Origin of the sequence: Acinetobacter sp. PC34, assembly GCF_051789135.1 — a bacterium.
In the GTDB taxonomy this organism is placed as follows: Bacteria; Pseudomonadota; Gammaproteobacteria; order Pseudomonadales; family Moraxellaceae; genus Acinetobacter; species Acinetobacter johnsonii.
Map to the genome: position 1 here is coordinate 723,869 of NZ_CP196664.1, position 18,672 is coordinate 742,540.

The following is an 18,672-nucleotide window of genomic DNA, read 5'->3' on the forward strand; positions in this document are numbered from 1 at the left end:
CATTAAAAATAAGCGTTGTTTAAAATGAAATCCTTCTCTAAGAAAATTCTTGCAAGCTCTGTTGGGCTTTTGATGATGGGTGGAGGCTGTTTACAGCTTGCTTTTGCAGAGGAGGTTTCAGTTTTACCTGCCTTAAAATCAGAAGCGCAATCACAACAAGGCTATGCCGATGGTAAATTGGCGAAGGCAGCTGACTTGGGTGCTTTAGGGAATAAGTCAACGATTGATACGCCATTTACGGTTTCTACTTATACAGAGCAACTGATTCGTGATCAACAAGCATCTACAGTGGGGGAAGTTTTAGAAAATGATGCCAGTATTCGTGCGACGACCAATCAAGGTCATTTAAACGAAAACTTCCAAATTCGTGGTTTTAGTGTCGGCTATGACGATATGGCTTACAACGGGTTATACGCTGTAGCTCCTATGGGACGTATACCAACAGATTTACTAGAATCGGTAACAGTATTGAAAGGACCGAATGCTTTGGTTGCAGGTATGGCACCAGCAGGAAGCGTTGGCGGAGTAGTGATTGCGAATTCTAAACGTGCCGATCAAGATCTAACACGTATTTCGACGTCATTAGAAGATGAGAGTTATTATAAAACCAATGTAGATGTTTCTCGTCGTTTTGGTGACCAAAACCAATTTGGAGTTCGTGTAAACGGCACATATGGAGACGGTGAGCATCTTATTGAAGGTATGGATGACCGTTTAGCACTGGGTTCGATTGCAGCGGACTATACGACCGATAAATTAAAACTAAACTTTGATGCTTATGCCATTCGTGAAAACCGTGATAATGGTTCACCTGCAATGGTCTCTATGCAAAAAACAGGCGTAGTTGCTGCACCAAAGGGGGATAGTAATTACTTTGATCAAATTCATGGGGAAACCTATAGCCGTTATGCGGGCTTAAATGGAGAATATAAATTCACCCCTGATACCAAAGTTTTTGCAGGTGTAGGTTATGTTGAAAAAGGTTATTCGGGTCATATTTTTGGTACGCGTATGATCTTGCAGAACAGTGCAGGTGATGCAACTTCGCAGTACTATCGAGTCGCATCTAAAGAAAATAACCTAAGTGGTAATACGGGTATTGAAACTAAATTCAATACAGGCGCCATTAAACATACCCTTGGGTTACGTGCAGATTATGTGCATCGCGAATACGATCAACACTCTCGTGCGACCAGTTCATCATTTACAACGAATCTTTATAATCCTAACTCGAACGGGACAATGCCAACGACCTATCCAACAGTTGTACCTTATGAAGATGATAAATTCATGAGTTATACCTTGACGGATCAAATTTCAATGTTGGATGACAAATTTCAGTTGATTTTGGGTGCTCGTTATCAAGATATGCAGTTGGAAAGTCTCACTACAGATGTGAAATACGATGAAAATAAGCTTTCACCAAGTTTAGGCATCGTAATCAAACCGTTTGGAGAAAATTTATCTTTTTATGCAAGTTATGTTGAAGGTTTATCAAAAGCAGACTCAGTAACTTCTACCGCGGATGTGAATGAAGGAAAACTATTTAAGCCTTACGAAACGAAGCAATATGAAGTGGGGACAAAGTATCAAGCTGGTTCTTGGTTAAATAGCTTGGCACTTTATCAAATTGAAAAACCGACTCTGATCACAACAGCTTTGGCGACAGCGGTTAATGGTAATACACAGATCACTGAAGATGGTGGGGAAAGTCGATCACGTGGTATTGAATGGTCCTTCTCAGGGAATGTGACTGAGGACTTAAGTCTACTGGGAAGCATGGCTTATATTGATGCTGAATATACAAAAGGTTCTACAAGCACCACTGATATTTCAGGCAATACGATTTATGGTGTGCCCGACTTTACTGCCTCATTAGGCTTGGATTATGCCGTACCTGTGATAGATGGTTTAAATGTTAATGCTCGGGCTAACTATGTTAGTGAACAATATTTAGATAGTTTGAATACCTATAAACTTCCTGACTATACTATTCTCGATGTTGGTGCGCGCTATAAAACAAAACTGGGTGGTGTAAACACGACTTTCTTAGCCAATGTAGATAACGTGACAAATAAAAAATATTGGGAAGGTGTGTTCAATTCTTACTATGCAACGGTTGGTGGTGCACGTACCTATAAACTTGGCGTCACTTTCGATTTCTAATTTTACTGAACAGCCCATTGCGATGCAGTGGGCTTTTTTATGTCTGAATGCTGCCTCATTTAAGTTGAACGCAATGATGAAATTTCTCGGTTTACTCCTGTGCTGTGGTGGTTGTGTGCTGCTGTATTTGACCCATCCTAACCAAACGGTTCTTAAACAGACTGTGGCGAAAAAGTATCGTTGGGTCGGGTGGATTGGTTTTGTTTTGGCATTGACTCTTTTACTGGCGGTATTACCAAAACTGGTGGCGGTGTTGATGTGGTTACTGATGCCATTGGTGTTGTGGTCAGCACTACCATTTCTTCCTTTATTACATGGGGCTTTGACGCATGAGGTTACTACGTGATCAAAAGATACAACCTGACTGGTGGACGAAAAGCTTTGCAGGAGCAGTTCTTGGACTCAGCCTAGCTTTCGCTTTAGCTGCATTAATCACAATGTGGGGACTGCAATCTGAGTATCGTAGTCTTGCTCCACAGTTAGGTATGTGGTCGATTCCTTGGATTTGGCTACCACTCTTTTTCGTGGCCTATTTTATTCCACGCGGATGGCAGTCCATTGTGATTTATCTGTTTTTCAATGTTGTGGCTTACACACTCATATTTTGGCTCAGAGGAGAATAGGGCATGAAGGTACGTACAGATATTCTCCGACTGGCCAAAGAGTTACATACATGGGTGGGGATTTGTGCAGGCATTCTCTTGTTCATTTGCTTTTTTGCAGGTGGGCTGAGTATGTTTCAGCATGATTTGAGTAAGTGGGCAACGCCGCCGCAACAAAGTCTAAATACGGTTGAACTCCATCAGTACAACGATTTGGTGTCACAGGTACAGCAGCAGTATCCTGAAGCGCAAAAAAGTTTCCAGATCAATTTAAACTCCAAAGAGTTTCATTATGCCCCGATTCAGTGGCAACCTGCGCAAAGTCAAGCACATGATGATCATGCCTTTGATACCGATCAAAGCGCGATGTTGGCGACACTGAAACCAGATGGCACTTTACAGGTTGAACAAGAAAACTTATCTAAACTGGGTTGGTTGATTGAACAACTGCACGAAACGGCAGGCATTCCAGGGATGCTTGGGCACCATACACTCGGTGTTTATGTGATGGGTGTGGTATCCGTCTTATACTTTTTAGCGCTAATGACAGGTTTGATCATCCTCTTGCCGACGTTGGTCAAAGACTATTTTGCGATACGGCAAGGTAAGAACAAAAAACGCTTTTGGCTCGATGCGCATAATGTGATTGGCATTACCAGTTTACCGTTTCATATTTTGATTAGTGTGACGGTAATTGTTTTTGCATTTCATGATCTCTTTTATGATGGCTTGGGGCAGTTGGTCACCAAAGGTAAACCACTGTTTGAACGTCCCGCTGCGGTGCAGATTGTAGATCCAGTTCCTCAACTGGATGTTGAAAAAATACTCTTACAGGTACAGCAACAAGCACAGGGCTATGAGGTCTCGTCTGTAAGCTTTAACAATCTAGACCAACCCGCCAAGGCATCGGCACGCGTCAGTTTATATAGTCCAGATCAGATGTTACGTGGAGATAACTTCGACGTGATGTTTTTCAATCCTTACCAGCCTGCACCCTATAGTACAGACAATTTAAATACCCAAAGTTCTGGTCTAGATCAATTGATTCGATCGATGTTCAGTTTGCACTTTGGTAACTATGGCGGAGATTTTACCCGGTGGTTGTATTTGGCCTTGGGGCTGGGCGGAGCATTTTTATTTTACTCAGGCAATATTCTATGGATTGAATCGCGTGTAAAGCGACAAAAAAATCCAAATTTAGCACCACCTGCACAGCGTAAGGATGTGCAATTCATCGCAAACTTAACCATAGGCGCATGTTTGGGAGCGGTCTTTGGCATTGTTATGAGTATGTTGATCGGGCGCTGGGCCTATGTACTCAGTCCTGAACTACACAGCATCAACGCATGGTTTATGTATATCTATTATGCGATTTTTATTTTCAGCTTAATGCTGAGCTTCGTACTGGGTGGAGCACGGGCATTACCAACGTTATTGCTGTCGATTGTGATTGTTTTACTGCTCATGCCTTTGACTTCTGCTATCGCATTGCTCTTACCTGAGATTGGATTATGGTCATCTTCTTCCTCTTTATGGTGGGTTGACGTCTTTGCTATTATTTTTGCTGGGTTATTTTTCTGTTTTTATCGCCAAGCTCAGGCCCGAGTCCAGTCCGCAGAAGTGGGGTCTCTTTGGTCCGTTGCTCAGAAAAAATGAAAGATTGTGCACCGTTCCAAGGTTGAAATAAGAAGCATTTTTAATGGTTACAAAATGAAGCACAGGGCGGTTCAAGCCTAAAAAGCCTTTGCAAAAAGGATAAAGTTTTGCAAAGGCTTCTTTTATAACTATTATTTTGATGACTCATACTGCAAATGCGTATGTTTCTCATTTTAATTTTATAAAAATCATAAACTTACATAATTTATCTTTTGCAAAGTGAATTAAATGTGTCCATAATAGTTGCATTAGAGAATGGAGATTTTGAAAATGCGTGGCAATCCTGAAGTCGTAGACTACTTAAATATGTTGATCGGTGGAGAATTGGCTGCACGCGATCAATATCTCATTCATTCACGTATGTATGAAGATTGGGGTTTGAGCAAAATCTTTGAACGTATTGATCATGAAATGCAAGAAGAAGCACAACATGCAGATGCGATTATTCGCCGTGTTTTGTTTTTGGAAGGCACACCAAATATGCAACGTGATGACGTTGAAATTGGTGAAGATGTGGTTTCATGCTTAAAAGCCGATTTAAAGCTTGAATATCATGTACGTGAAAAATTAGCGCAAGGCGTAAAATTGTGTGAAGAAAAGGGTGATTACATTACCCGTGATATGTTACGTCAGCAAATGTCAGATACCGAAGAAGACCATACTTATTGGTTAGAAAAACAATTACGTTTAATTGAATTGATTGGTCTGCAAAACTACATTCAGTCTCAAATGTAAGAGATGCCAGCTACCAGTTTTATGTAAAGGTGGCATGTGTATTTACATACTGAGTAATCAAAAAGCCTTCGAATCAATGTCCGAAGGCTTTTTTGTATGGGTTATTTTTTAGAGAACTTTTGAATATCTGCTAATACTTGTCCTGCATGGGTTTGGGTATTCACACTGCTGTAGTGATAGACCACCGTACCTTGTGGGTCAATCAGAAAGGTTTCACGTTTCGCAATTTTCGCGATGCCCAAGTTCCGCACGATGCCGAGTTGATTTGCCAGTTGATGATTGTTATCAGCCAAAATAGGGAAATTCAGTCCCAACTTTTTAGAAAATTTTTGATGCGACTGTACATCGTCCAAACTCACGCCTAAGACCACCGCATTATTTTTGCTAAATTGTGGGTAGAGTGCTTTAAACTGATTGGCTTCTTGGGTGCAGCCCGGCGAGTCATCCTTCGGATAAAAATATAACACCACCCATTTGCCTTGATATTGTTTGAGCTCATGCCATTTGGCATTTTGATCTTGTAACTTAAAACTCGGTGCGGGCTTGCCTACCCATTGTTTTTGGTCTGATGAAGCGCTTGAAAAAGCTGGTGCTGCATAAGTGGCGCTACTGATGGCACAGAAACTACCTAGCGAAATTAAGCTAATCGTTGCCATTTGCATTATTTTCATTGTGTAGGCTGTCCAGAAATGTATTTCATTGATCTTAGCAAATTTTAAGGCACTAAAGTGCTGAGATTCTGGTGTCTAAATCTGAATTATTTATTTAAATTTACTGTTCATTCAAAGGGCTTGCTTTGCAACGGAGTCTGAGGTTTTATACTGTTTGAAATTTACAGTTTTAGAGTCTGCATTGAATCAACGTATTTTACTCATCACGGGCTGGGGTGGTGGGACCAAGTTACTGCAACCTTTGTCTCATGCTTTGCAGCATAAAGGCCATTCGGTTGAGCTGATCAATATTTTTAATGGATTGGATACACAGGCGTTGCAGCAACATGCTGAACAAGCCAAAGATTTTGATATCATTATCGGTTGGTCTTTGGGGGGGCAACTGGCGACTTTATTGATCGATGCTGTTGAACAGCAGTATCAACAGCAAAAAGTATTAATTACTCTGGCTTCAAATCCGTGCTTTGTGGCGCATGAAAACTGGCCAACCGCGATGAGTCCAGCGACATTTAAAAGCTTTAAACAATCCTTCGAAGCAGATGCGATTGCAACCTTAAAGAAATTTGGATTTATGGTATGCCAAGGGACGGCAACCACCAAGCAAGATTTTTTGCAGTTGCAAAGTTTGATTCAGCCTCAGTCTTTAGATCTGTTAAAACAGGGACTCAATTGTTTAGAGCATTTAAATACGGTTGAGATCTTACACAATTATACGGGGCATCAACTCCACCTGCTGGCTAAACAAGATTTTTTAGTTAGCTACAAAGTCTTGGATAATTTAAAAGCTTTGGGTGCAAATTTTTTAGATGCGGTGCTTTTAAGTGGTTCACATGGACTTCCAGTTTTTCATGCCGATGAAGTAACTGACAAAATCTGCCAATATTTACAAAAAATGGATTAAACAATTCGCTGAGTGGCGAATATCGCAATTTCTTTTTGATGCGCGCAGGTTTAAGATCAGTCAAATTGAAATTTTGCTGTAACTGTAGTCGATATGGAGTTAAGGATGACTGAGATCAATGCCAAATTGGATGGTGAGTTGGATGACTTAGCATTTGATCGGGAACATATTTGGCATCCTTATACCTCGATGACCAATCCGCTCCCCACGTTTAAAGTTAAAAAAGCCTTTGGTTCAACCATTGAGTTAGATGATGGTCGTCAGCTGATTGATGGGATGTCTTCGTGGTGGTGCACCATACACGGCTATAACCACCCTGAACTGAATCAGGCCGTGACAGATCAGCTGCAAAACATGTCGCATATTATGTTTGGTGGTTTTAGCCATGATCCTGCCATTCAACTGGGCAAATTACTGTTGCAAATCACCCCACCAAGTTTAGATAAAATTTTCTATGCAGACTCGGGTTCTGTTGCGGTTGAAGTGGCGTTAAAAATGGCAGTTCAGTATTGGACTTCGCTTGGGAAACAAGACAAAACTAATTTTGTCACCCCGCGTTCGGGCTACCACGGTGATACATGGAATGCGATGTCGGTCTGTGATCCTGTCACAGGGATGCATCAAATTTTTGGTTCAAGTTTACCCAATCGTATTTTTGTTCCTGCACCGCAAGTTGCCTTTGATGCAGCATGGAATCAGGATGATATCCGTGAACTTGAAAACACCTTAGCAACACAGCATGAAAGTATCGCCGCGCTGATTATTGAGCCGATTGTTCAGGGTGCAGGAGGGATGCGTTTTTATCATCCTGAGTATTTACGGCAGGCCAAATTGCTCTGTGAAAAATACAGCGTTTTACTGATTTTTGATGAAATTGCGACGGGTTTTGGGCGTACGGGGAAACTTTTTGCTTGGGAGCATGCACAGGTCGAACCAGACATTATGTGTATGGGTAAAGGTTTAACAGGCGGCTATATGACCTTGTCTGCAACCTTAACCACAAAGCATATTGCTGAAATCATCAGTCGAGGCGAAGCGGGTGTGTTTATGCACGGCCCAACGTTTATGGCCAACCCCTTGGCGTGTGCGGTGGCGGCGAAAAGTACAGAACTCCTGATCTCACAAGATTGGCAAAGCAATATTCAACGCATTGAAACACAACTTCATACCGCTTTGACCCCGTTGCAGTCACTTGAATATGTTCATGAAGTTCGTGTATTGGGTGCCATCGGTGTGGTTGAGCTGACGTTTAATGTGGATATGAAAACCTTGCAACAGGAGTTTGTCCGCCGTGGTATTTGGGTGCGACCCTTTGGAAAACTGGTTTATGTGATGCCTCCTTATGTGATTACCTCACAGGAACTCAAGACCTTACTTGAGCAATTGGTTGAAGTGGTGGTGCAGATGCAGGAGCCTGTTGTATGAAGCATGTAGAACATTTTGCAGCACAACTGGATGTACTTAAACAGCAAGGCAATTTGCGCCAGTTTACGTCTAATGTGCAGCAAGGGCGGATGATTCGAATCCATGATCATGAGATGTTGAATTTGGCATCGAATGACTATCTAGGATTGGCTGCAAATATCGAATTACGTGAACAGTTTTTCGATGAAACACCGAATACACAGCGCTGGATGAGTTCAGCCTCTTCACGTTTATTGACGGGTAATTTTCCGGAATATGAACAGTTTGAAGCAAGCCTAAGTCGGGCTTTTCATGGTCGTGCTGCTTTGGTATTCAACAGCGGCTATCACATGAATATTGGTATTTTACCTGCGCTAGCGGACAGTAAAACCCTAATTCTGGCTGATAAATTAATTCATGCCAGCATGATTGATGGTATTCGTTTATCGACTGCGAAGCTGGTACGTTATCGCCATAATGACTTGGCACATTTGACTCAACTTTTACAGAAGTATCATACCGATGATACTTTTGAGCGAATCATTGTGGTGACGGAGTCCATTTTTAGTATGGATGGTGACGAAACCGATTTGGCTGAATTGGTTCGCATCAAAAAACAGTTTGAAAAAGTCATGCTCTATGTCGATGAAGCACATGGTATTGGTGTGCGTGGTGAGCAAGGTTTGGGCTGTGCCGAGCAATATCAAGTGATTGATGACATTGACTTTTTGGTTGGTGCTTTGGGTAAGGCTATGGCTTCAATCGGTGGCTATCTGATTTGTCACCCTGTGATTCGAGACTATCTCATCAATACTATGCGCCCATTGATTTTTAGTACGGCACAACCGCCGATATGCATGGCGTGGAGCAACTTTATCTTGCAACAAGTCTTGCGGTTAAAGACTGCACGACAGCATTTGCATAGTATCAGTCAGACCTTACAGCAAGCAGTTCAGGCCAAAGGTTTTGATTGTCCATCAACGTCTCAAATTGTCCCTGTGATCATCGGTGATTCGAGCAAAACGGTAGAGAAGGCGAAAGCTTTGCAACAAGCAGGTTTTTATATTATGCCTGTACGACCACCGACTGTGCCGCAGCATAGTTCTAGACTACGTATTTCCTTGACCGCTCAAGTTCGCCATACTGATTTAGATCAGTTGATTCAGTTGTTGTGAGTGAGTCGTGAAGAATTTAGAGATTGATAAAGCACAAGTCGCATTGCGCTTTGCTCAGGCAGGGCAAAGCTACAGTGAACATGCGGTTGTGCAAAAACAAATTGCACGCCGGCTTTTTAATTTAATCCAACGTCATGCTGCTAAAACGCAATTTGAGCGGGTGTTTGAAATTGGTTGTGGTTCAGGCAATTTAAGCCATCTTCTGCTGAACGATTTCCAAATTCAGCACTATTTACTGAATGACTTATATGCTGAGGTGCAGCAGCACTTTCAGGGTTATTCAAATATAGACTGGTTATTGGGCGATATTGAACAGCTTGTTTTTCCAGCTCATTTAGAACTGATTGTATCGACCTCTGCACTGCAGTGGATGACGAATCTTGATGCTGTTTTTCAGAAAGCGAATGACAGTCTGCTTCCACAAGGTCTATTTTGTTTTTCCACCTTTGGCGAGCGGAACTTACAAGAGATTAAGACTTTAACGGGGCAAGGTTTAGATTATGTCAACCTCGATCAACTACGGGAAAAATTGCAAAACCAAGGCTTTGAAGTTCTGCATTTGTCTGAACAAATTGAGTACTTAGACTTTGCGACACCGAAACAGGTACTGCAACATTTAAAAGCCACAGGTGTCACGGCAACTGCATCGAGCTTTCGTTGGACCAAGCACTCGCTTGAACGCTTTTATCAAGATTATCGACAATTTTCACAACTCGATACATCAGGACAGATTCATTATCGCCTGAGTTATCACCCTATTTATTGTATTGCACGGAGAATGCCATGACTGGATCAGTTTACTTTATCAGTGGAATCGATACAGGCATTGGGAAAACCTATACCACGGGCTACTTAGCCAAGCTTTGGAATGAACAAGGCCAAAAAACCATTACCCAAAAGCTAGTGCAAACGGGCAATGTTGATGTTTCTGAAGACATTGAACAGCATCGTAAAATTATGGGTATGGGCTGGTTTCCAGAAGATGACAGTAAGCTGACCATGCCTGAAATTTTTAGTTATCCTGCATCGCCACATTTAGCGACTAAAATTGATGGTCGTGAGATTGATTTTGCAAAAATCGAGCGTGCTACTCAGCAGCTGGCTGAAAAATATGAGGTGGTGTTGTTAGAAGGTGCGGGTGGTTTGATGGTGCCTTTAACCACAGATTTGCTTAGCATTGACTATATTGCAACCAAGCAACTGCCTGTAATTTTGGTGAGTTCGGGGCGTTTGGGCAGTATTAACCATACTATTTTAAGTTTAGAAGCACTGAAAAGTCGTGGTTTAGAGCTTTACGCTTTAGCCTATAACCTAAATGATGAATCTCAAGATGAACTCATTTCTAAAGATACTGCGACCTATTTAAAAGCTTATTTGGCGACACATTTTCCGCAAGCATTGTGGATCGACATCCCCGTATTGAAGTAATTCGTAGAGTCATTAAAAAAGAAAAAAACCGCTAACAGCAAAAGTTGTCAGCGGTTTTTTTGACGGTTTTATTTATTGATTACTCACGACTCCAATTTTTTTCACATTAAGGCGTTGGGCTGCGGCCATGACCATCGCAATGTATTTATATTCCGTTGCGCGGTCAGCTTTGAGTTTAATTTGGTCTTGATCTGCTTTTTGAGCAACGGTTTGAAACAAGGCTTCGAGCGCTTGTTTGGACTCCACAGCTTGTTCATTCCAAAACATTTTGCCTTGAGCATCTAAGCGTAGTTCCACGATTTCAGGTGGTTTTTCCTGAACTGGTGGTGGTGTGCCATTCGGGAGGTTGATATTAATGGCGTTGTTTGGCAATGGAATCGTGATAATGAACATAATCAGCAATACCAACATGACATCAATCAAAGGCGTCATGTTGACATCGAGCATGACATCTTCATCATCTTGATTGGAACCAACATTCATACCCATAGCTGAATCCTTCTTTGATTAAGGTGAAGAGGGCGGTGTGGTGACAAAGGCAATTTTGCCAATCCCCGCTTGCTGCGTGGTTGTAATGACTTGGTCAATCGCATCGTATGGCGTAAGTTGGTCACCACGAATGTGGACATCGGGCTGAGGTCTCTTTTGTGCCTCTGTCTGTAACCGAGAGAGTAATGTTGCTTTATCGGCAATGTAACTTTCATTCCAAAAAATATCGCCATTTTTATTGACTGCAAGTTGAATATTTTCAGGTTTGGTTTCATAAGGCACATTCCTTTCTTCAGGCAAATTGACTGGCACGGTATGAATCGCAACAGGCACTGTAATGAGGAAAATAATCAGTAAAACCAACATAATATCAACCAGTGGGGTGGTATTAATGGTTCCGATTACATCATCATCGCTGTCATTTGAATTTACCGTCATTCCCATGGCTGATTCCTCATGTTCTTATTTCATGTCACGGTTAACAGGATTGTTGGTGCTGATTTCACCACTTAACAACACCGCATGCAGGTCTGAACCGAAGGTACGAACTTCTTCCATCACGGCTTTATTCCGACGAGTTAACCAGTTGTAACCAAGCACTGCTGGAACAGCCACGGCTAAACCAATTGCAGTCATAATTAAGGCTTCACCCACAGGGCCTGCGACCTTATCAATAGATGCTTGACCCGATACCCCAATCGCGGTTAAAGCATGGTAAATGCCCCAAACGGTACCGAATAAACCCACGAAAGGTGCGGTTGAACCTACAGTTGCTAGAAAAGCCAGCCCACCACTTAAATGACTGTGAATTTTGTCGATAGCACGTTGAATCGAGATAGTGACCCAAGTATTAAAGTCAATACGCTCTAATAATGTTCCACCATGGTTTTTTGTCGACTTAATACCTTTTTCAGCGATAAAGCGATACACACTGGCATCATCTAAACCTTCAGTTGCAGTATCGAGAGAGGTTGCTTCCCAAAAGTTTTTATCGGCATTTTGGCCTTGTTTGCGAATTTTGCCTTGCTGTAAGCACTTGGTGATGATGATGTACCATGTCCCAATCGACATAATCACCAAAATAAACAGCGTCACTTTAGACACCAGATCACCTTCTTTCCACATTGCTTCTAAGCCATAAGGGTTATGTACTTTTTCTGAAGCAGAAGGTGCTTTCTCAGCTAAGGGTGGGGGAACAGGTGTTGCTGCTTTCTCAGTCGCAGTGACTGGTGTAGTCATTGTTGTAGTGGGCGCAGCGGTTTCCTCTGCGAAAACAGCTTGTAGAGGAAGTAATGTGCTCATTCCAAGTAGGCTTGCTGCGGTAAAGTTTTTTAAATTTTGCATTGTGTAACTCCTAATGTCGGCTGATCTTTTTCAATTATTCGAGAACAAATTCGTATGGGATGTCGAACCAAGCGCTTTGAGCTACGCCATCTTTCATTGCAGGTTTAAATGTGCACAAGCTATACGCTTTCGTTGCTGCTCGGTCTAAAGTACGGTCACCTGTTGAGCGTTTCACTTTGACTTCTTGCGCCTTACCATTGGTATCGACAAAGACCGAAATCAGTACGGTGCCAGAAATGCCACTCATCTCTGCTTCGCGTGGATAGCTTGGTGCTTTGCATCCAGCTTCACCTTCCGATACTCCACGTGTAACACCTGTGGGTTTGGGTGCAGGTGATGGAGTAGCGGCAGTCGGTGACGGAATTGGAGATGGGCTTGGAGAAGGCGATGATGCAACTGGCGTCGGCGTGCTTATCGTCGGTTTAGTGACGGGTGTAGCAACTGTTTTTTGCACTGGGACTACTTTTTCTACAGGTTTGGGGTCAGGCTGCTGCGCTACTTTTTCCACCATTTTCGGTGGCTCTGGTGGAACTTCTTTAGGTGGTTCAGGCTCAGGTGGCTTGATATCTTGCAGAATGACCAATTCCACAGGTTCGGTTGAGGGTTTAACAATATCTTTTGCCAAACCTGCCATTAGCACCAAGCCAACAAGAACATGTAAGAAAATCACAACGCCAATACCTGTGAGTTTTTTGGCGGAGTTTTTTTCTAAATCTTCAAATGTAGTGCCCATAGTTACTCCTAAAATTTAAGCCAAATCTACTTTTTAAAAGCATTGGATTGCACTTGGGAAAATCCATATATATCTGGTTAAAGTTGAGCATGTATAAACATCACCACAGATTGAATACTTCAATCTGTGGCTCAGATCCGCTTAGAACGTATATGTACCTCTTACATAGAAAGTACGTCCTGTTGGGTCGCTGTAACGTGGGTCATAGCCGTATTGGAAGTTATCGAGAACATTCGATGCAGCAGGTTCTTCATCAAATAGGTTTTTGATGCCACCCGTTAGGGTTAAGTTTTTGAAACCTTTATAGGTGCCTGCAATGTTGTAGAGGGTATAGTCGGGGACTTTGTGATTATCAAAGCCTTCTTCACCTGTTGCATTTTGGTCGTGATAGCCTCGGAAAAATTGCTGTTCAAAGACCAATTTCCAGTCTTCATAGCTCCAGTTGATGTTTGCGGTATGTTTCCAGCGCAGTACTGCAGGGTCATCATAAACGCCCACTAAGCCCTCCCAGTCTCCATCTTTTTCTTCTTGGTAGTCATTTTTGATGACATAGGTTCCATTAATTCCAAAGCCAAACCGACCTGTTGATGTCATAGGAGTCAGGTAGTCTAAGCTAATGTCGATCCCTTCTGTTTTGATGCCACCTGTATTCATTAAAGTGGTATTGATGTATTGGATACGACCATCTGCATCTCGCACAAAGCGATCTGCATATTTGGTTGGATCTTCGAAAATGGAGGTTTCACCCGTTAAGCCAATAAGATTCTCAATTTCGATATTGTAGTAATCGACTGCTAAGACTAGGTTCTTAAGGGGCTCAAAAACAAAGCCTGCTGTAAATGTGGTTGATTCTTCGGGCTGAAGCTCAGAGTTACCACCTTGCATACGCTTAAACTGGGTATTACATTCTGTTTGATATTGCGGTGAAGTTGCTACGCCACCTGGACAGAGCACAGGGTCATCGTATTTTGCCCCCGTGTAAGTTTGGCTTTGCGGTGCATTAATTTCATATAAGCTTGGTGCACGGAAACCTGTACTGTAAGTACTTCGGAACATTAATTGCTTTAAAGGTTCCCAGCGTAAACCCACTTTCGGGTTGAAGGTGTCGCCAAAGTCACTGTAGTCATCATAACGTGCTGCAAGTTGCGCTTCTAAAGTTGAGGTAATCGGAATTTGTAGCTCTGAGAAAACGGCTGTAATGTCGCGGTCACCCTTACTGATAGGTTTGTCAGGGTCAATGCCACTACCTGGGACAAGTCGAACAAGGTCTGAGTTTACCTTTGCTTCCCAGTCTTGTGTGGTAAAGCTACCACCGAAGGCAAAGCCCACGTCACCCGCAGGAAGGGTGAAAATTGGACGGCTGATCGTAAAGTCAAAGGTGGTGGAGTCTAAGGTCGCATCATTGGTCGTACCGCTGACTTCTAATGAATTCCAAACACTTGAATCCGCTGAAGGACCAAAGGGGTTAATGGTACCGTTATCTAGCCCTTCTTGCAGTTGACTACGATTTAAATAGCCACTAACGAAACTGTCCTTTGCTTTACCTTTTGCATAGGTCACGCCGCTGTCGATGTTCCAGCCATATGCTTCACCTTCAATCCCTGCAAAAATACGATGTGATTCATTGGTTGTCTTAGAAACACGGTTACCTGCTTGTGAGCGTAGGTAGAGTTGTAAAGGATCACCACTTAAACCGGGAACAGCAGGAGTGATACCTTCCCCTGGATAATATTGGCTTCCTTTGGGAAGTGTCACAGATCGGCTATAGACATCGGGTGCGATTGAGGTAGTGACTTCATTTTTTGCATATACATATTCAGCAATGGCGTTGAATTGGTCACTGAGTTTGAACGTTGCACGCCCTAGGGCCGATAAGTCTTCTGTTTCTGGTTGAATACCAATCAAGGCTTGAGTGTTTAAAAAACACAGACCATCTTCCGCAACGACATTAGGAGTGTTATTACAGTTGGCATTACCGTAAGGATTGGTTAATACACCACTGGTTGGGTCATAGAAGTTAGCAGGAAAACCATTCGCAGAGCCAGCATCGATCCCTAATTCAGGTAAAAGCCCACCACGACGGCTAACTTTACGGTCTTTGGCCATAATTTCTTTAGACTTTTGGTAGCTGATTGCGCCATATACGTTAAAACCTTGTTCGTCTAAGTCGCCATAGCCACCAAAGATAGAGACATCGTATTCTTCCCCCCCTTTTTCTTCGGGTTTGAGTACACCGCTGCTGATACCGAAACCTTCATATTGTTTTTTTGTGATGAAGTTGATCACCCCAGCAATGGCATCCGCACCATATACCGCGGATGCACCATCTCGAAGGACTTCAATTCGTTCAACCATTGCTAGAGGAATCGTATTGAGGTTGGTTTCAGAGGTACTAAAAGGGCTATAAGCCAAACGACGACCGTTTAATAATACTAAGGTTTTGTCTGGGCCTAGGCCACGCAAGTTAGCTGTTGAACCAGAGGTATTACTTGCCCCCACGTTTTGCGCGGTTGTGTAACCCGCTTGGTTGGCACTGATTTTGGTTAAAGCTTCTTCGGCAGTTGTGACGCCTTGTTGCGCAAGCTCTTCAACTTTAATGACGGTAATGGGTGAAGAACTTTGAGCTGCAACTCCTTTGATAGAGGAGCCTGTGACAGTCACTTTAGCAACTTTTTTAGTTGGTTCTGCTGAGACTGAGCTTTCTGTTTCTTCTGCATGAGCTAAAGACAAACACATCATACTTAAAGTCAGGGTACTTAGTTTAAGTATTGATTTGCTGATGGTTGGGGTCCCCATAGATCGAACAAGTTTGTTTTTTTGCATCGTAAATTCAACCCTTCTTTTTCTATATTTAGCGGTATTGCTGTGCTGAGGGAGTGCAAGGCAAATGCCAACTTTCAGGGATAGACAAAAGACTGTGAATTAAGTTATTGGAAAATATTGTTTTATTTTATTATTTGTATGGATTTATGTAACTTGTTTTCATTTTTCTAGAATTTAAAAATTTAAAATGGCAAAAAATTACTTATAAATCGATTAAAAAATAATCATAAAATGATTATTCATATAATAAGTGATCAAAAATGAGTCGTGATTTTTTGACTTTTTAATACAAATATTATTTGTAATTATACTGAAATATTAGTATTTATCTTTAATAAATAAATATTTGCGATGTTTTATTTGGTTTTTTGTATTTCTTGAGATGTTCGAATTTGAATCATTGGTGTATTAAATCTGTGCAATAGTTTATTTAAACTGAATGTTTAAAAATAGCTACTAATTGGCAAAATGTTCCGGTGTGAGTTGAGCCTCTGATTTATAACTAATTAATATCCATATATTTTTCTTACAAAATGTTAAATTAGAATGATAAAAAAATAGGCGTGGCATGATATTCGCTTTGTTGCAGAGGTGAATATTTGCCCATGACCGTTTTTTAAATTTTGATAATTAAAATTTAATTTATAAAACATGGGTTTATGTTTTAAGTTTTTGTCAGTGTTGTCTTAAAAATAAAACACTGACATTGAACATGGATGGCATGAGATCACCTTGCTTAAAAAAAAGATGTGTATAGGTATGAACTTGAATTCAAAAAAACTGAAGCTTGCTGCTTTATCCCTTGCGATGGGTTTTGGCTTTTCTGCCTATGCAAAGTCGCCTGCAGATCCAAACAAAGTATTAAATATTGCTTATGAAGCGCCTGATGATGGTTTTGATACGGTTAAAACCTATAATTTTTATAGTGGTAGTATTGCCCAAGCCATTTTTGAACCACTTTTAAAATACGATTATTTGGCGCGCCCCGCTCAATTGGTTCCAAATACAGCAGTGGCGATGCCAAAAATAGAACAAGAGGGCAAAGTCTATATCTTTAAAATTCAGCCCAAGATTTATTTTAGCGATGACGCGGCCTTCAAAGGCAAGCCGCGAGAGTTGGTGGCGCAGGATTATATTTATTCCATGATGCGGATTATGGATCCGAAAAACCGCTCACCGACCTATTCATTTATTGAAGGCAAAATTGTCGGTGGCGATGCTGCTGTTGCTCAAGCCAAGAAAACAGGCCAGTTTAATTACGATGCCGCGATTCCGGGTTTAAAAGCCCTCGATAAATACACACTACAAATCACATTAACTCGTCCTGACTATAATTTTCCCTATATCTTAGCTTACGCCACATTTAGTGGAACAGCGCGGGAAGTGGTGGAGTTTTATGGGGACCGAATCGCGCAACATCCTGTGGGGACAGGGCCTTATCAACTGAGCAGATATGTACCGCGGAGTCGTATTGAACTGGTGGCCAACCCGAAATATCGTGGTTTTACATGGAACTTTAAATCTACAGGTTCGAGTTGGGACAATCGTCTGGTCAAGGAGATGCAAGGCAAAAAAATGCCGCAAATCGGCAAAGTCAGCGTCAGTATTATTGAAGAAGAACAGTCTCGCTGGCTCGCGTTCAAATCGGGACAACTCGATTTTGACAAACTGACTTCCAATGCGGTACCACAGGCTTTAAATGGTAAGCAACTCAAACCTGAACTGGTCAAGCAAGGCATTCAACATTTTCCCAATAAAGACGCTGAAATCACCTATACCATGTTTAATATGCAAGACCCTACAGTGGGTGGTTTTGGGCTTGAAAAAGTTGCATTAAGACGTGCGATTAGTCTGGCTTATAACCAAGCAGAAGCCATTAAACAACTGTATAAAGGGCAGGCGGTGAAGTCGGAGATGTTGGTGCCTGAGGGGGTACAAGGCTTTAATCCGAATTATCGGAGTAGCGTGGCCTATAACCCACTCTTGGCGAATAAATTACTGGATCGTTTCGGTTATAAGAAGGGAGCAGATGGTTACCGTCGACTACCGAATGGTCAGCCTTTAACGCTCAAGTTTATGACTGAAAACAGTTCCAGTTCGGTGATTCAATCTGAACTGTGGAAGAAAAATTTAGATGCGATTGGTCTGCGTGCTGACTTTGTGGTGAGTAACTTTGCTGACAATTTAAAAGCAGCGATGCAATGTAAATACATGATCTGGGGCGGGGCTTGGATTGCGGACTATCCTGAAGGGGAAAACTTTGCCCAACTGCTGTATGGGCCCAATTCGGCTCAGGGCAATCTCAGTTGCTACCAGTCCAAAGCCTATGATGCACTTTATACGCAGGCTATGGCCTTACCACCTCCTCAGCGTTTGCCATTTTATGAAAAACTCAGTCGTCAAATTGAGGCCGATAATCCATGGATTATTCATAACAGTCGTATTCGAAATTGGTTGTTACATCCACAAGTTCAGGGTTTTAAAGCACATCCGATGATGAACACCAATTGGCAGTATTTGGATATTCAGCCCATAAAAAAATAAT

General features: G+C 42.0%; 17 protein-coding genes. 11 read left to right on the forward strand and 6 right to left on the reverse strand.

Annotated elements, in window-relative coordinates:
• Positions 1 to 24 precede the first annotated feature (24 nt).
• The 5 genes from ACSC9N_RS03575 (at position 25) to ftn (ending at position 5,159) form a co-directional block, all read left to right on the forward strand.
• Complete coding sequence (locus ACSC9N_RS03575; RefSeq protein WP_010327395.1) at positions 25 to 2,166, forward strand: TonB-dependent receptor; 2,142 nt, start codon at positions 25 to 27, stop codon at positions 2,164 to 2,166.
• A 73-nt stretch (positions 2,167 to 2,239) separates the two neighbouring features.
• Complete coding sequence (locus ACSC9N_RS03580) at positions 2,240 to 2,512, forward strand: hypothetical protein (protein WP_155115400.1); 273 nt, start codon at positions 2,240 to 2,242, stop codon at positions 2,510 to 2,512.
• Positions 2,496 to 2,789 carry a hypothetical protein gene (locus ACSC9N_RS03585; protein ID WP_058870177.1) on the forward strand — a complete coding sequence of 98 codons (294 nt, stop codon included), beginning with the start codon at positions 2,496 to 2,498 and terminating at the stop codon, positions 2,787 to 2,789. The genes ACSC9N_RS03580 and ACSC9N_RS03585 overlap by 17 nt, the downstream gene beginning before the upstream one ends.
• 3 nt (positions 2,790 to 2,792) lie before the next feature.
• Complete coding sequence (locus ACSC9N_RS03590; protein ID WP_010327392.1) at positions 2,793 to 4,424, forward strand: PepSY-associated TM helix domain-containing protein; 1,632 nt, start codon at positions 2,793 to 2,795, stop codon at positions 4,422 to 4,424.
• 270 nt (positions 4,425 to 4,694) lie between these two features.
• On the forward strand, positions 4,695 to 5,159 hold the full coding sequence (ftn, locus tag ACSC9N_RS03595; protein WP_004695301.1) for a heteropolymeric bacterioferritin subunit Ftn: 465 nt from the start codon (positions 4,695 to 4,697) through the stop codon (positions 5,157 to 5,159).
• Between the two features lie 101 nt (positions 5,160 to 5,260).
• On the opposite strand, the gene ACSC9N_RS03600 is transcribed toward ftn, so the two are convergent.
• Positions 5,261 to 5,830: a peroxiredoxin gene (locus ACSC9N_RS03600; RefSeq protein WP_029575099.1), complete on the reverse strand. Its 570-nt coding sequence runs from the start codon at positions 5,828 to 5,830 to the stop codon at positions 5,261 to 5,263.
• Positions 5,831 to 5,984: 154 nt separating this feature from the next.
• On the opposite strand from ACSC9N_RS03600, the gene ACSC9N_RS03605 reads away from it, so the two are divergent.
• From ACSC9N_RS03605 to bioD, 5 genes are all read left to right on the forward strand, one after another.
• Entirely contained in the window at positions 5,985 to 6,731 is a 747-nt protein-coding gene (locus ACSC9N_RS03605) for a hydrolase (protein ID WP_010327390.1), read from the forward strand.
• Positions 6,732 to 6,836: 105 nt separating this feature from the next.
• A complete protein-coding gene (bioA, locus tag ACSC9N_RS03610; RefSeq protein WP_010327389.1) occupies positions 6,837 to 8,156 on the forward strand; it encodes an adenosylmethionine--8-amino-7-oxononanoate transaminase in 1,320 nt (439 codons plus the stop codon).
• Positions 8,153 to 9,310 (forward strand): 8-amino-7-oxononanoate synthase, encoded by a 1,158-nt coding sequence (locus ACSC9N_RS03615; RefSeq protein WP_010327388.1) that lies wholly within the window; start codon positions 8,153 to 8,155, stop codon positions 9,308 to 9,310. Before bioA ends, ACSC9N_RS03615 begins: the two co-directional genes overlap by 4 nt.
• A 7-nt stretch (positions 9,311 to 9,317) precedes the next feature.
• The gene (gene bioC / locus ACSC9N_RS03620) at positions 9,318 to 10,097 is read left to right on the forward strand and encodes a malonyl-ACP O-methyltransferase BioC (RefSeq protein ID WP_010327387.1); all 780 of its coding nucleotides are present in this window, start codon (positions 9,318 to 9,320) and stop codon (positions 10,095 to 10,097) included.
• A complete protein-coding gene (gene bioD / locus ACSC9N_RS03625) occupies positions 10,094 to 10,738 on the forward strand; it encodes a dethiobiotin synthase (RefSeq protein ID WP_010327386.1) in 645 nt (214 codons plus the stop codon). Before bioC ends, bioD begins: the two co-directional genes overlap by 4 nt.
• A gap of 72 nt (positions 10,739 to 10,810) precedes the next feature.
• Here bioD and ACSC9N_RS03630 read toward each other — a convergent pair whose 3' ends face one another.
• The 5 genes from ACSC9N_RS03630 to ACSC9N_RS03650 all read right to left on the reverse strand — a co-directional run bounded on the left by ACSC9N_RS03630 (position 10,811) and on the right by ACSC9N_RS03650 (position 16,127).
• Positions 10,811 to 11,227 carry an ExbD/TolR family protein gene (locus tag ACSC9N_RS03630; RefSeq protein ID WP_439036113.1) on the reverse strand — a complete coding sequence of 139 codons (417 nt, stop codon included), beginning with the start codon at positions 11,225 to 11,227 and terminating at the stop codon, positions 10,811 to 10,813.
• A gap of 18 nt (positions 11,228 to 11,245) precedes the next feature.
• Positions 11,246 to 11,671 carry an ExbD/TolR family protein gene (locus ACSC9N_RS03635; protein WP_010327380.1) on the reverse strand — a complete coding sequence of 142 codons (426 nt, stop codon included), beginning with the start codon at positions 11,669 to 11,671 and terminating at the stop codon, positions 11,246 to 11,248.
• An 18-nt stretch (positions 11,672 to 11,689) separates the two neighbouring features.
• Complete coding sequence (locus ACSC9N_RS03640; RefSeq protein WP_010327379.1) at positions 11,690 to 12,571, reverse strand: MotA/TolQ/ExbB proton channel family protein; 882 nt, start codon at positions 12,569 to 12,571, stop codon at positions 11,690 to 11,692.
• A 34-nt stretch (positions 12,572 to 12,605) separates the two neighbouring features.
• Positions 12,606 to 13,304, reverse strand: a complete 699-nt coding sequence (locus tag ACSC9N_RS03645; protein ID WP_010327378.1) for an energy transducer TonB — start codon at positions 13,302 to 13,304, stop codon at positions 12,606 to 12,608.
• A gap of 141 nt (positions 13,305 to 13,445) precedes the next feature.
• Entirely contained in the window at positions 13,446 to 16,127 is a 2,682-nt protein-coding gene (locus ACSC9N_RS03650) for a TonB-dependent receptor (protein WP_278345177.1), read from the reverse strand.
• A gap of 753 nt (positions 16,128 to 16,880) precedes the next feature.
• On the opposite strand from ACSC9N_RS03650, the gene ACSC9N_RS03655 reads away from it, so the two are divergent.
• Positions 16,881 to 18,671: an ABC transporter substrate-binding protein gene (locus tag ACSC9N_RS03655; RefSeq protein ID WP_278345189.1), complete on the forward strand. Its 1,791-nt coding sequence runs from the start codon at positions 16,881 to 16,883 to the stop codon at positions 18,669 to 18,671.
• Position 18,672 lies beyond the last annotated feature (1 nt).

Coding starts and splice junctions, on each gene's coding strand:
- bioD (WP_010327386.1), top strand. CDS start 10,094: ATGACTGGATCAGTTTACTTTATCAGTGGAATCGATACAGGCATTGGG.
- ACSC9N_RS03650 (WP_278345177.1), bottom strand. CDS start 16,127: ATGCAAAAAAACAAACTTGTTCGATCTATGGGGACCCCAACCATCAGC.
- ACSC9N_RS03585 (WP_058870177.1), top strand. CDS start 2,496: ATGAGGTTACTACGTGATCAAAAGATACAACCTGACTGGTGGACGAAA.
- ACSC9N_RS03645 (WP_010327378.1), bottom strand. CDS start 13,304: ATGGGCACTACATTTGAAGATTTAGAAAAAAACTCCGCCAAAAAACTC.
- ftn (WP_004695301.1), top strand. CDS start 4,695: ATGCGTGGCAATCCTGAAGTCGTAGACTACTTAAATATGTTGATCGGT.
- ACSC9N_RS03580 (WP_155115400.1), top strand. CDS start 2,240: ATGATGAAATTTCTCGGTTTACTCCTGTGCTGTGGTGGTTGTGTGCTG.
- bioA (WP_010327389.1), top strand. CDS start 6,837: ATGACTGAGATCAATGCCAAATTGGATGGTGAGTTGGATGACTTAGCA.
- ACSC9N_RS03590 (WP_010327392.1), top strand. CDS start 2,793: ATGAAGGTACGTACAGATATTCTCCGACTGGCCAAAGAGTTACATACA.
- ACSC9N_RS03615 (WP_010327388.1), top strand. CDS start 8,153: ATGAAGCATGTAGAACATTTTGCAGCACAACTGGATGTACTTAAACAG.
- ACSC9N_RS03635 (WP_010327380.1), bottom strand. CDS start 11,671: ATGGGAATGACGGTAAATTCAAATGACAGCGATGATGATGTAATCGGA.
- ACSC9N_RS03575 (WP_010327395.1), top strand. CDS start 25: ATGAAATCCTTCTCTAAGAAAATTCTTGCAAGCTCTGTTGGGCTTTTG.
- ACSC9N_RS03600 (WP_029575099.1), bottom strand. CDS start 5,830: ATGAAAATAATGCAAATGGCAACGATTAGCTTAATTTCGCTAGGTAGT.
- ACSC9N_RS03630 (WP_439036113.1), bottom strand. CDS start 11,227: ATGGGTATGAATGTTGGTTCCAATCAAGATGATGAAGATGTCATGCTC.
- ACSC9N_RS03640 (WP_010327379.1), bottom strand. CDS start 12,571: ATGCAAAATTTAAAAAACTTTACCGCAGCAAGCCTACTTGGAATGAGC.